Below are 11,737 nucleotides of genomic sequence, written 5' to 3'. Positions count from 1 at the left end.
TCATGCCGGCGCCAGGCGCCGCCCGGGTTCGAACGCGGCGAAGCGCGTCTGCTGCAGCTTCAACTCGTCGGCCAGGCCGGCGTGCAGCTCGCGCACGCCGTTGGCGTCGGCGAAGCCGAACAGCCCGGTCGGGCAGTGGCGCTCGTCGTCCCAGCCGGGGTAGTCGAGCACCGGGTAGAGGCAGATGCCCTCGATCGGCACGCCACGCTGCAGGGCGATGCCCACCTGTTCGCTGACGTAGCGCAGCCATTCGCCGCGCAGGTCGCCCTCGGCGCCGGTCTCGGCGATCAGCAGCGGCCGCCCGTAGCGCTGGTGGATCTCGCCGAGGATGCCCTGCAGCGGTCGGTAGTCGGGGTGCCCGCGCTCGATGGTCGGCCCGCCGAGGTACCACTGGTTGTCGGCGTAGTAGTTGATGCCGACGATGTCGAGGTATTCCGGCTTGCCGCCGAGGCCCGGCCAGGCCTTGCCGCAGAGCAGGTCCCAGGCCTCGAACTGGGCCTGGCGGGCGTTTTCCGCCTCGCGCTGCGGCCCGGGCCGGTCGTTGCGGGCGCCGATGTGGATGGCCGGGTCGATCTGCACGAAGCGCGCCCGCGGATCGACTTCGCGGATCGCCTCGATGGCGGCGATGCTGGCGCGCACCAGCTGATGCTTGAGCTCGGCGCCGCGGCCCCGGCCCAGCGGGTTGAAGATGCCGTGGTCGCCGCCGGCCCAGGCCCAGAAGGAGATTTCGTTGATCGGCGAATAGAAGGCCGGCGCGTCGCTTTCCTCGCGCAGCAGCCGCGCGGCGGCGGCGGCGAAGCGGGCGAAGCGCTCGACGAAGCGCGGCCGCCAGATGTCCAGGTCGTCCGGCCAGCCGTAGTGGCACAGGTCCCAGATCACCTGGGTGCCGGCGGCGTTCGCCGCCCTGAGCTGCGGCAGGAAGCTGGACCAGTCGTACTCGCCGGGCAGGCGCTCGATCAGGTGCCAGCGCAGGCCGTCGCGCACCGTGCGGATGCCGTGGCGGCGCAGCGCGGCGTAGTCCTCGGCGGCCCAGCGGTCATGGCCGGTGGCGGCCAGCAGGTCGAGCCGGCGGCCATCGCCGCGACGATGGGTCGAGCATTCGAAACCGCCGAGGAAGAAACTGTCGAACAGGCTGATGGTGCATCGTTTACCTCTGTGTCGTGTCGGGGACCGGTGGGGTGTGTTGGGCTTCGTCACTGCGTTCCTCAACCCAACCTGCATGTCACGTAGGTTGGGTTGAGCGAAGCGAAGCCCAACGAGCGGACTCCACCCCACCACCTCACCTCCACTACGCCATTCATCGCATCTCAACCCGCCACCGGCGCCAGGGCGCGCTCGGCCTCCTCGATGCGCTTGTAGGCGGCCAGCGCCTGCCCCACCACCTGGTCCATGTTGTAGTACTTGTAGGTGCCCAGGCGGCCGATGAAGGTGACGTTCGGCGTCGCCTCGGCGAGCTGCTGGTAGCGCCTGTAGAGCTCGGCGTTCTCCGGCCGCGGAATCGGGTAGTAGGGATCGCCCTCGGCCGAGGGGTATTCGTAGGTGACGCTGGTCTTCGGATGGACCTGGCCGGTGAGGTGCTTGTACTCGCTGATGCGCGTGTAGGGCACGTCCTCGCTGGGATAGTTGACCGTCCCCACCGCCTGGAACTGCTCCTGGTCGAGCTGCTTGTGCTCGAACTTCAGCGAACGGTACGGCAGCCTGCCGAAGCGGTAGTCGAAGTACTCGTCGATCGGCCCGCAGAAGATCAGCTGGTCGTACCGCACCTCGTCACGGATCGCGCGGTAGTCGGTGTCGAGCATGATCTCGATGTTGGGGTGCTCCAGCATCTTCTCGAACATCTTCGTGTAGCCGTGCCTGGGCATCTGCTGGAAGCTGTCGGTGAAGTAGCGGTCGTCGGTGTTGGTGCGCGTGGGGATGCGCGCGGTGACCGACCTGTCCAGCTGCGACGGGTCGAGCCCCCACTGCTTGCGCGTGTAGCCGCGGAAGAAGGTCTGGTACAGCTCGCGGCCGATGCCATTGACCACCACGTCCTCGCTGGTGCGGATGTCCGCTACCGGCTCGGCGCGGCTGGCGAGGAAATCCGCCGCCTCCTGCTCGGTGCTCATGTTCAGGCCGTAGAGCGTGTTCAGCGTGGTCATGTTGATCGGGATCGGCACCTGCTGGTCGCCGACCTGCGCCAGCACGCGGTGCTCGTAGGGCCGCCACTCGGTGAAGCGCGACAGGTAGTCGACGATGCGCTGCGAGTTGGTGTGGAAGATGTGCGGGCCGTAGCGGTGGATCAGCACGCCGGCCTCGTCGTAGTGGTCGTAGGCGTTGCCGCCGATGTGCGGACGGCGGTCGACCACCAGCACGCGCTTGTTCAGCCCCGCCGCCAGCCGCTCGGCCAGCACGCTGCCGGCGAAGCCGGCGCCGACGATCAGGTAGTCGAAGCCGCGTCCCGCGCTGGCGGGTCGATCGCCGGCGGCGCCGCCGAGGTGTTCGGGGTTGCCGTCCTGCGGGCTCAGATCGCGCATTGCATCTTCTCCTTCATCAGGCTCCAGGTGTGGTCCCAGGACATGTCGCCGAGGATTTCGTCGGCCGTGGCCAGCAGGCGGTCGCGGTCCCCGGCGTCGGCCAGCGCGGCTTCGGCCGCGGCGACGAAGGCCTCGGCGCCGTCGGCGATGCGCACGATGCCGGTGTCGCCATAGGTGCGCACCACGTCGGTGATCGGCGTGGACACCACCGGGCAACCACCGGCGAGGTATTCGGGGGTCTTGGTCGGGCTGATGAAGCGGGTCGATTCGTTCAGCGCGAAGGGCATGATCGCCACGTCCCAGCCGGCCAGGTACTGCGGCAGCTCGTCGTAGGTCTTGCCGCCCAGGTAGTGGATGTTGTCGCGCCGCGGCAGCTCGCCCGGGTCGAGCTTGACCACCGGGCCGACCAGCACGATCTGCCAGTCCGGCCGCGCCGCGGCGACCCGCTCGATCAGCGCGAGGTCGAGGCGTTCGTCGATCACGCCGTAGAAGCCCAGGCGCGGATGGGGGATTTCCGCCTGGTCGTCCGGGTCGTGCTGCGGCCGGCGTGCGGCGGCGAAGTGCTCGACGTCGACGCTGCTGGGGAACGGGTGGGCGTTGTCGTGGCGCTGGCGCTTGGCCTCGTAGAGGCTGTGGCCGCCGGTGAAGACCAGGTTGGCGCGGCACATCAGCTCCACCTCGCGCTCGATCAGCCGCGGCGGCGCGCCGCGGAAGGCCGACAGCTCGTCCATGCAGTCATAGACGATCAGGCTCGGCGCCAGGTGGCCGGAGAACGCCAGGCTCATCGGCGTGTAGTACCAGAGCAGCAATTCGTCGACGCCGAGCCGCTGCAGGTAGTCGTCGAGCAGCCGGCGCTGCGCGCGGTCCGCCTCCTCGCCCTCGCAGCCGGCCGGCAGGCGCGGGATCAGCACCTGCACGCCGTTCTCCTCGGGGCGCACCTCCAGCCAGGGCTCGGCGTCCTCGGTGGGGATCGGTTCCTCGTGGAACAGCACGTTGTAGTCGCGGGCGAAGCGCGACATCAGGTGCTGCGGGCGCTGGTAGACGAAGCTCCAGCGCAGGTGCGACAGGCACAGCAGGGTCGGCACCTGCTCGTCGAAGACCACCTCGGCCGGCGCCTGCCGCGCATCGCGGGATTTGCCGATGTCGTATTGGAAAGGGCCGGCCCAGCTCATCTGGCACCTCGTTTCGAGCGGCGGCGTCCCCGGCGGTTCCAGCCCGGACGCTCGGCACATTCAAAAGCCAGCGCAGCCCTGCGTAAGGCGTGTCGTCACGGCGCGCCGCGGGGCATTCGGGGCCCGGCTCGCAACGCCACCTGCCGGTAATGGACGGCAAGCGGCGTTGCGGGTTCCCGCCAATCATCCGATGGCAGGGCCACGGCCGCCCGGCTGGCGGATCGATGGAACTTGGCCGGAGGTTGTTCCGTCCCTATCTGCAGGACGCCAGTAGACCCGGCATCGGAACCCGCGCGCAGCCCGCCGTCGCCGTTCTGTTCCGTTACGCCGATCCCGATCACGGAGACTCATGCAGCGCCAGCCCGGCCAGCCGCAGTGTCCCGAACGTGTGCGAAAAAACTGCGAATTTCGGAGGTAGACGATGATTCTGGTGACAGGTGGAGCTGGCTACATAGGCTCGCATGCGGTGCTCGAACTGCTGCAGGCCGGGCATGAGGTGCTGGTGCTGGACAACCTGTGCAACAGCTCGCAGCTGGCGCTGGACCGGGTCGAGCAACTGGCCGGGCGGCCGCTGCATTTCGTCAAGGGCGACGTGCGCAACCGCGCCCTGCTCAACGCATTGTTCGCCGCCTATCCGATCAGCGCGGTGATGCACTTCGCCGGGCTCAAGGCGGTCGGCGAGAGCGTGCGCGAACCGCTGCGCTACTACGAGACCAACGTCAGCGGCAGTATCGCGCTGTGCCAGGCGATGGCCGAGGCGGGCATCTTCCGGCTGGTGTTCAGCTCCTCGGCCACCGTCTACGGCGAGTCGCCGCTGATGCCGATCACCGAGGAACGCCCCACCGGGGTGCCGACCAACCCCTACGGCCAGTCCAAGCTGATGGCCGAGAACGTGCTCAAGGGTCTGGCCAATTCCGACCCGCGCTGGTCGATCGGCCTGCTGCGCTACTTCAACCCGATCGGCGCCCATGAATCCGGGCTGATCGGCGAGGACCCCGACGGCGTGCCGAACAACCTGCTGCCCTACATGCTGCAGGTGGCGGTGGGCCGGCGAAAGCAGCTGAACGTCTACGGCGACGATTACCCGACCCCGGACGGCACCGGCGTGCGCGACTACATCCACGTGGTCGATCTGGTGCGGGGTCATCTCAAGGCGCTGGAGCGGCTCGAACAGGTGCACGGCGTCTCGCTGTGGAACCTCGGCACCGGCCAGGGCCATTCGGTGCGCGAGATGATCGCCGCCTTCGAGGCGGTCACCGGCCGGCCGCTGCCGCACGTGATCAAGCCACGCCGCGCCGGCGACATCGCCCAGTGCTGGTCCGACCCGGGCAAGGCCTGGCGGGAACTCGGCTGGCGCGCCGAGAAAGACCTGACGACCATGCTCGCCGATGCCTGGCGCTGGCAGAGCCGCAATCCGCGCGGCTACGCCGAGGAACGCAAGGCGCCGGCGGCACTGGCCAGCTGAACCGCCTCGGCGCAGCGGCAGCCGGCTAGAGGCCGCAGACGCTGCCGTCGCTGCGCGGATCGGCAGCGCCTTCGAGTACGCCAGTGGGGTGGCGCAGCAATGCTCCGGCATGGCCCATGGTGTCGCTGAAGGCCTCGTCCAGCACCTCGACCACGTGCCCGGCCGCGCGCAGTTGCTCGATCAGCTCCGGCGCGAAGCGATTTTCCAGCTTCAGGCTGGTGCTGACGTCGCCCCAGGTGCGGCCCAGCAGCCAGCGCGGCGCCGTGACCGCCGCCTGCAGATCGCTGCCCAGACGGTAGCGGCTGAACACCGCGGCCTGGGTCTGCGGCTGGCCTTCGCCGCCCATGGTGCCGTAGCTCAGCACCCTTCCATCGTCGAACAGCGCCAGCGCCGGATTGAGGGTGTGGAAGGGCTTGCGGCCCGGTTCCAGCGCCTGCAGCGCCTTGGGATCGAGGGAGAAGCTGATGCCGCGGTTCTGCCAGGCCACGCCCGTGGAGGGCAGCACGACGCCGGAACCGAATTCCCAGTACACGCTCTGGATGAAGCTCACCGCGCGCCCTTGCTGGTCGATGCAACCCATCCAGATGGTGTCGCCCGGGGCAGCGGGGCGAGGCCATTCCAAGGCTTTGTCTCGATCGACCGCTGCCACCAGGGCATCCAGGCTCGCAGGCGAGAGGAATTCCTGAGGATCGGCCGGCAGCCTGCGCGGGTCGGTGACCACGCGATCGCGGATCATGAATGCCTGCTTGGTCGACTCCACCAGCCCATGCACATGGGCGAAGCCTTCGGCCTCGGCCACCTTGAGGCGTTCGAACACGCCAAGGATCAGCAGCGAGGCCAGCCCCTGGGTCGGCGGCGGCATGTTGTACAGCGTCGCGTCACCCAGGCGTACCTGCAGCGGGGTAACCAGCTGCGCTCGGTAGGCCTGCAGATCGGCCAGGCGCAACGGGCTGCCAAACCGCTCCAGTTCGGCGGCCATGCTGGCCGCCAGCTCGCCCCGGTAGAAGTCATCCAGGCCCCTTTCTGCCAACTGCTCCAGGGTGCTGGCGAGGGCAGCCTGCTTCATCAGGCTACCTTCGCTCGGCACCTGCCCGTCGTCGGTCAGGTAGACGTCGGCGAAGCCGGGTACATCCTTGAGTTCGTCGAACTTCACCCGCGTGAGGTGCGCCTGGCTGCGGCTGACCACGATGCCGCCACGTGCCTGGCCGATGGCCTCGCCCAGCAGGTCGCGCAACGGCAACGGGTTCCCCCAGCCGGCGGCCACCTCCAGAGCCTTGGCCCAACCGCCGATGGTGCCGGCCACGGTCAGCGCCGCCTTGGGCCCACGGCTGGGAATCTGCTCGCAGCCGGCATAGAAGTCGCGGCTGGCCAGGGCCGCGCTGCTACCGCAAGCATCGATGGCCACAGGCGCCTTGCCCGGTTCATGGATCAGCCAGAAGCCGTCGCCGCCGATGGCGTTCATGTGCGGATAGACCACGGCGATGCTGGCAGCCGCGGCGACCATGGCTTCGACGGCATTGCCACCGGCCTTGAGCACATCGCGGCCGGCCTGGGCGGCCAGGTGATGGGGCGCGACGAAGATGCCGCGGGTGGCGTGGGTACTTTTCAGCATGAGCGATCCTTAGAGCGAGAAAGCGCCGAACAGCATGCGGACAGCCGTCAGGGCGAGGAACAGAGCGAACAGGCGGCGCAGCAGGCTCGCGTTGATGGCATGGGCGATACGGGCCCCCCAGGGCGCGGTGAGCATGGTCACCGGGACGATCAGCGCCAGTCCGAGCAGGTTGACGTAACCCAGGGTGGCCGGCGGCAAGTGGCTCGCGCCCAGACCGTTGACCAGATAGGCGAACGCGCCGGGCAGGCTGATCACCACCCCCAGGGCCGCGCCGGTGCCGACCGCGATATGCATGGGCGTGCGACAGGCATTGAGGATCGGCACGCTGAGGGTGCCGCCACCGATGCCCATCAGCGTCGACAGGCTGCCGATGAGCACTCCCAGCACCCCGGTGCCCGCCGCGCCGGGCAGGCCGTCGCGCAGGCTGAGGTTGCGCTCGAAAGCCATGTTCAGTGCCACCAGCAGGGCGATCACGGCGAAGATCGCCGCCAGCAACTGGCCACTGAGGTAGCCGCTGAGCAGCGCACCGATGAGCACGCCGATCAGGGTGCCGGGGATCAATGGCTTGAGCAGCTCCGGCTTGAGGCCGCCACGCCGGTAATGGGCGCGTGCCGAGATGATCGACGTCGGCACGATGGCCGCCAGCGAGGTCCCGACGGCCACGTGCATGCGCACCTCGGGATCGAGGCCGAGCAGGGTGAACAGGTGATACAGCACCGGCACGATGACGATGCCGCCACCGACCCCAAGCAGGCCGGCGAGGATGCCGGCTACCGCCCCCGTCAACAGCAGGGCGCTGACCAGCCCGGCCAGCCACAGCGGGCTGTAGGTAGAAAAGAATTCCATGATCGATTCTCCAGGCATTACCAGCCGACGGCCTTGGGCAACCAGGTGGCAAGAGTCGGGAAGCAAAACACCAGGGCCACGGCCAGGATCTGCAGCCCGACGAAAGGCAGGGCACCGGCATAGATGTCCCGGGTACTGATGCCCGGCGGCGCCACCCCCTTGAGGAAGAATAGCGACCAGCCGAAGGGGGGCGTGAGGAACGACATCTGCAGGTTCAGCGCCACCAAGATCGCCAGCCAGACCATATCGGTGCCATAGCCCATGAACACCGGCAGGAACATCGGCAAGGCGATGTAGGAGATCTCGATCCACTCCAGGAAGAAGCCGAGCACGAACAACAGCACCATGAGGAACAGGATCGCTCCCAGTTCACCGCCGGGCAGCAGGTCGAACAGGTCATGCACCAGCGCCTCGCCACCCAGGCCGCGGAAGGCCAGGGAGAAGGGCTGCGAGCAGAGCAGGATGAGGAAGATCATCGCACTGATGCTCAGGGTGCCGTGCAGGGTCTGCTTGAGGGTGTCGCGGTTCAGCCGGCCGGCGCAGCCGGCAATCACCAGGCGCCCAGGGCACCGATGGATGCAGCCTCGGTGGGTGCGGCCAGCCCGCCGATGATCGAGCCGAGCACGCAGACCACCAGCAGCAGCGGCGGCAATACCGATTTGGCGATGTTCTGCCGCAACTGTTTGCGGCTGATCAGCGCGCGCTCTTCGGCAGGGATCGCCGGGACCCACTGCGGGCGCAGCCAGCCGAGCAGCAGCATGTAGGCGACATAGACTCCGGCCAGCATCAGGCTGGGGATGAACGCCGCGGCGAAGATCGAACCCACCGACTCGCCGAGGATGTCGGCCAGCAGGATCAGCACCAGGCTCGGCGGAATGATCTGCCCGAGGGTGCCAGAAGCGCAGATGGTGCCGCAGGCCACGCTCGGCTTGTAGCCCCGCCGCAGCAACACCGGCAGGGTCAGCAGGCCGATGGTGACCACGGTGGCGCCGACGATCCCGGTGGAGGCGCCGAGCAGCACGCCCACCAGCACGATGGCCAGGCCCATGCCGCCATTCAGGCCGCCCATGGCCTGGCCGACCGTTTCCAGCATGTCTTCGGCAACCCTGGATTTCTCCAGCATCACGCCCATGAAGGTGAACAGCGGTATCGCCAGCAGCGTGTAGTTGCTGACCACGCCGAACATGCGGGCCGGCAACAGGCTGAAAAGCATCGGGCCGAAGCCGATCAGGCCGGCGACGAAACCGGATACGGCCAGGGATATGGCCACCGGCACGCCGACCATCATCATCGAGAAAAAGGCGAACACCATCAGGATCGCCAGCCATTCATTGGGACTCACGGCAAGGCTTCCTCGGGCATGGGTTGGGGAGCGAGCAGGCCCCGCAGGGCGCGCAGGGTATCAGCGATGCCTTGCAGGCCGAACAGGGCGAACCCCAGCGGCAGGAAAGCCTTGACCAGATAGCGATGCGGCAAGCCCCCCGGATCCGGCGAGCCTTCGCTGATCTGGTAGGACTGCATCATGTAGCGCCAGCAGACCCAGGCCAGGAACAGGCCGATCAGGCAAGTGGCCAGGCACTGAACAGATCCACCGCGGCGCGGGTGCGCGGTTGGAACTTCTCGTAGATGAAATCCACCCGCACGTCGGCGCGATGCTTCAGCACGTAGGCGATGCCAAGCATGGCGATGGGTGAAATCAGGAACCACTCCAGCTCCTGCAGCGCCACCGGGCTCACGGAAAAGCCATAGCGGATCAGCACGTTGGCCGAAACCAGCAGGACCAGCACCAGCACGCATCCGCGTGCCAGGCCGCCCAGGGTCTCGACCAACTGCTCCAGGCGGTTGATCACGGCAAACATCACCTCAGGCCCCCAGATCCAGGAAACCTTTCTCGCCGGTCGCCGACCAGGAGCTGTATTTCTTGCGGAAGGCCATGAAGTGGTCATGCACCTTGCGCGTCGTCGGATCGGCCGCAGCCATGCTGGCCAGGGTGTCTTGGGTCACTTCGCGCAGGCGGGTGACGATATCGCCCGGCAAGGGCTTGGCGATCACCCCCTCGTTGCTCACCAGGTCTTCCAGCGCATCGGCGTTGACCGCATCGGACCAGGCCAGGCTCTCGGCATTACAGGCCTGGGCGCAGATGCGCACGATCGCCTGCAGGTCGGCCGGCAGGCTCTCCCAGGCCTTCTTGTTGATGATCAGCTCAGTGACGTTGGTCGGCTCGTGCCAGCCGTGGTGTAGTAGTTCTTGGCCGCCTTGTGCAGGCCCATGCGGCGATCCTGGTAAGGGCCGACGAATTCGGCGGCATCAATCACCCCGCGCTCCAGGGCCGGGAAGATCTCCCCGCCGGGCAACAGCCGCACGGCGACGCCCAGCTCGCTGTAGACCTTGCCGGCCAAGCCGGGGATGCGCATCTTCAGGCCCTTGAGGCTGTCGACGCCGTCCAGCGGCTGACGGAACCAGCCGGTCATCTGGGTGCCGGTGTTGCCCATCGGCATCGGCACCAGGCCATGGGGCTCGTAGAGCTCCTCCCACAGCTTCAGGGCGTCGCCGTTATACAACCAGGCATTCATGCCCTGGGTGTTCATGCCGAAGGGCACGGCGGTGAAATACTGCGCGGCGGGGATCTTGCCAGCCCAGAAATAGGCGTTGGCGGCATTCATCTCGACCAGCCCGCTGGACACGGCGTCGAAGCCCTCCAGCGCCGGAATCAGCTCGCCAGCAGCGAAGTGCTGGATTTTCAGCCGGCCATTGGACATGGCCTCGACCCGCTTGCAGAAATCTGTCGGGCTACCCGGCCCCTGGACATAGAACGGCGAGCCCGGGGCATAGGCGTTGGTCATTTTCCAATTGAAGGTCTTGTCGCTGGCGGCGGTCGCGATCGCCGGGGCGCCCAGGGCCAGGCCGGCGCCGGCGGCTACGGCTCCAGCACCGAGGAATTTACGACGGTTGAGGCTCATGACGGATCTCCTGTTGCACAGTCCGTGATTCCAATCGGCGGGGTGCCTATCGGATGTAAAGTCGTGCGCAAGCCCTGGAGCAACAGCCGTGCCAGCCCCAATATCTTTATAAATTATTGATTTTTAATGATTTATCTTGGATTCCAAAAAATCGACCGCTCACTGGGTTGCACAAAAAATACGCATCCGCGGCATCGGCTTCGTGACGAAACGGCGGAACGACCTGCCGAATCGATACATTCGTCAGCTTGGTGAAACCACTTCGATTCGATCGGACATTAGCGAGCCGTCACGGCTAGCGAATGTCAGCTACGCACCATGAAGAGGCGCCAGGCCCCGTTATAAGGCGTCGTCGGTCTCATAACCGAGCACCACCGCGGCGGTGCTTCACCCGCGTTAGCAGGGCCTTGCAATCCACCGTGAGAATTTCCGGGTGGTTGAAGATGTGCTCGCGGACGAAAGCGTCGAAGGTCTCGTAACTGTCCGTGAGGGTATGGATATGCAGGCTTTTCAGGTCGCTCATGATGTACAGGCTGACCACCTCCACGGTACCCGCCAGCCGCTCGGCCACCGCCTCGATGGCCGCGGGCGCGACGGTCAGGTCGATGAAGGTGGAGATCCCCTTGCCGAGCTTTTCCGGGTTGACCACGGCGGTGAATTTCTCGATCACCCCGCTTTCCACCAGTGCCTGCACGCGGGTACGGGCATGCGCGCGGGAAATGTTCAACTGGCGGGCGATATCGGCGAAGGACGTACGCGAGTCCTTGATCAGAATGTTGAGCAGTGCATTGTCCAGCTTGTTCATGGCAGGGTTTCCGTGGCGCAGAGGAGGCATGGGATGCGTGTTGCATGCCAGCCGCGCCGGGCGCCCTGCCTGCGTCCCGGGAATTAGCCTTGCATCTCCCGCGTCAGCCATTCGGCCAACTGCTCGGCCCGGCGGTCCATGCGTCGCGTTGGCACCCACAGCGCCAGCTTCGCCTCGGTTTCGACGAAGCCCCAGGGCGCCAGCAGGCGTCCGGCGGCCAGGTCGTCGGCCACCAGCTGCTGCGGGGCGATGGCCACGCCGAGGCCGGCCAGCGCCGCCTCCAGCAGGAAATAGAGGTGTTCGAAGCTCTGCCCCAGCCGGAGCTGCGCCGGTTCCAGGCCGTTGCCGCGCGCCCAGCGCGGCC

Annotated in this window: 12 protein-coding genes and 1 pseudogene; 1 reads left to right on the top strand and 12 read right to left on the bottom strand. The window is 67.1% G+C overall.

Annotation, left to right across the window (positions count from 1 at the left end; genetic code table 11):
- The 3 genes from BAY1663_RS20660 to BAY1663_RS20650 all read right to left on the bottom strand — a co-directional run bounded on the left by BAY1663_RS20660 (position 1) and on the right by BAY1663_RS20650 (position 3,685).
- Positions 1 to 1,137: a beta-glucosidase gene (locus BAY1663_RS20660; RefSeq protein ID WP_037044519.1), complete on the bottom strand. Its 1,137-nt coding sequence runs from the start codon at positions 1,135 to 1,137 to the stop codon at positions 1 to 3.
- A 170-nt stretch (positions 1,138 to 1,307) separates the two neighbouring features.
- Positions 1,308 to 2,513 carry a UDP-galactopyranose mutase gene (glf, locus tag BAY1663_RS20655; RefSeq protein WP_037044517.1) on the bottom strand — a complete coding sequence of 402 codons (1,206 nt, stop codon included), beginning with the start codon at positions 2,511 to 2,513 and terminating at the stop codon, positions 1,308 to 1,310.
- Entirely contained in the window at positions 2,501 to 3,685 is a 1,185-nt protein-coding gene (locus tag BAY1663_RS20650; protein WP_037044515.1) for a glycosyltransferase family 1 protein, read from the bottom strand. The genes glf and BAY1663_RS20650 overlap by 13 nt, the downstream gene beginning before the upstream one ends.
- Before the next feature lie 421 nt (positions 3,686 to 4,106).
- Between BAY1663_RS20650 and galE the strand changes: the two genes are divergently transcribed.
- A complete protein-coding gene (gene galE / locus BAY1663_RS20645) occupies positions 4,107 to 5,150 on the top strand; it encodes a UDP-glucose 4-epimerase GalE (protein ID WP_037044514.1) in 1,044 nt (347 codons plus the stop codon).
- A 25-nt stretch (positions 5,151 to 5,175) separates the two neighbouring features.
- Here galE and BAY1663_RS20640 read toward each other — a convergent pair whose 3' ends face one another.
- From BAY1663_RS20640 to BAY1663_RS20610, 9 genes and pseudogenes are all read right to left on the bottom strand, one after another.
- Entirely contained in the window at positions 5,176 to 6,762 is a 1,587-nt protein-coding gene (locus BAY1663_RS20640; RefSeq protein ID WP_037044512.1) for a gamma-glutamyltransferase family protein, read from the bottom strand.
- A gap of 9 nt (positions 6,763 to 6,771) precedes the next feature.
- Positions 6,772 to 7,608 (bottom strand): sulfite exporter TauE/SafE family protein, encoded by an 837-nt coding sequence (locus tag BAY1663_RS20635; protein WP_037044510.1) that lies wholly within the window; start codon positions 7,606 to 7,608, stop codon positions 6,772 to 6,774.
- 17 nt (positions 7,609 to 7,625) lie between these two features.
- Positions 7,626 to 8,920, bottom strand: a pseudogene (locus tag BAY1663_RS20630) (TRAP transporter large permease subunit).
- A gap of 26 nt (positions 8,921 to 8,946) precedes the next feature.
- Complete coding sequence (locus tag BAY1663_RS24860) at positions 8,947 to 9,132, bottom strand: TRAP transporter small permease subunit (protein WP_218186694.1); 186 nt, start codon at positions 9,130 to 9,132, stop codon at positions 8,947 to 8,949.
- A gap of 35 nt (positions 9,133 to 9,167) precedes the next feature.
- On the bottom strand, positions 9,168 to 9,458 hold the full coding sequence (locus BAY1663_RS24855; RefSeq protein WP_218186693.1) for a TRAP transporter small permease subunit: 291 nt from the start codon (positions 9,456 to 9,458) through the stop codon (positions 9,168 to 9,170).
- A gap of 13 nt (positions 9,459 to 9,471) precedes the next feature.
- On the bottom strand, positions 9,472 to 9,780 hold the full coding sequence (locus BAY1663_RS24850; protein WP_256206914.1) for a hypothetical protein: 309 nt from the start codon (positions 9,778 to 9,780) through the stop codon (positions 9,472 to 9,474).
- A 26-nt stretch (positions 9,781 to 9,806) separates the two neighbouring features.
- Positions 9,807 to 10,568, bottom strand: a complete 762-nt coding sequence (locus BAY1663_RS20620; protein WP_218186692.1) for a TRAP transporter substrate-binding protein — start codon at positions 10,566 to 10,568, stop codon at positions 9,807 to 9,809.
- Positions 10,569 to 10,926: 358 nt separating this feature from the next.
- The gene (locus tag BAY1663_RS20615) at positions 10,927 to 11,373 is read right to left on the bottom strand and encodes an Lrp/AsnC family transcriptional regulator (protein WP_037044509.1); all 447 of its coding nucleotides are present in this window, start codon (positions 11,371 to 11,373) and stop codon (positions 10,927 to 10,929) included.
- A gap of 83 nt (positions 11,374 to 11,456) precedes the next feature.
- Positions 11,457 to 11,737: LysR substrate-binding domain-containing protein (locus BAY1663_RS20610; protein ID WP_037044506.1), on the bottom strand; the 281-nt coding region annotated here is incomplete at its 5' end.

The organism is Pseudomonas sp. BAY1663 (genome assembly GCF_000582595.1).
GTDB classification, from domain to species: domain Bacteria; phylum Pseudomonadota; class Gammaproteobacteria; order Pseudomonadales; family Pseudomonadaceae; genus Stutzerimonas; species Stutzerimonas stutzeri_AF.
This window is presented reverse-complemented; position numbering and strand designations above follow the sequence as displayed.

What these genes read in the sequence shown, in the direction of transcription:
- glf (WP_037044517.1), bottom strand. Translation starts at nt 2,513, where the DNA reads ATGCGCGATCTGAGCCCGCAGGACGGCAACCCCGAACACCTCGGCGGC.
- BAY1663_RS20650 (WP_037044515.1), bottom strand. Translation starts at nt 3,685, where the DNA reads ATGAGCTGGGCCGGCCCTTTCCAATACGACATCGGCAAATCCCGCGAT.
- galE (WP_037044514.1), top strand. Translation starts at nt 4,107, where the DNA reads ATGATTCTGGTGACAGGTGGAGCTGGCTACATAGGCTCGCATGCGGTG.
- BAY1663_RS20640 (WP_037044512.1), bottom strand. Translation starts at nt 6,762, where the DNA reads ATGCTGAAAAGTACCCACGCCACCCGCGGCATCTTCGTCGCGCCCCAT.
- BAY1663_RS20635 (WP_037044510.1), bottom strand. Translation starts at nt 7,608, where the DNA reads ATGGAATTCTTTTCTACCTACAGCCCGCTGTGGCTGGCCGGGCTGGTC.
- BAY1663_RS24860 (WP_218186694.1), bottom strand. Translation starts at nt 9,132, where the DNA reads ATGATGCAGTCCTACCAGATCAGCGAAGGCTCGCCGGATCCGGGGGGC.
- BAY1663_RS20620 (WP_218186692.1), bottom strand. Translation starts at nt 10,568, where the DNA reads ATGAGCCTCAACCGTCGTAAATTCCTCGGTGCTGGAGCCGTAGCCGCC.
- BAY1663_RS20615 (WP_037044509.1), bottom strand. Translation starts at nt 11,373, where the DNA reads ATGAACAAGCTGGACAATGCACTGCTCAACATTCTGATCAAGGACTCG.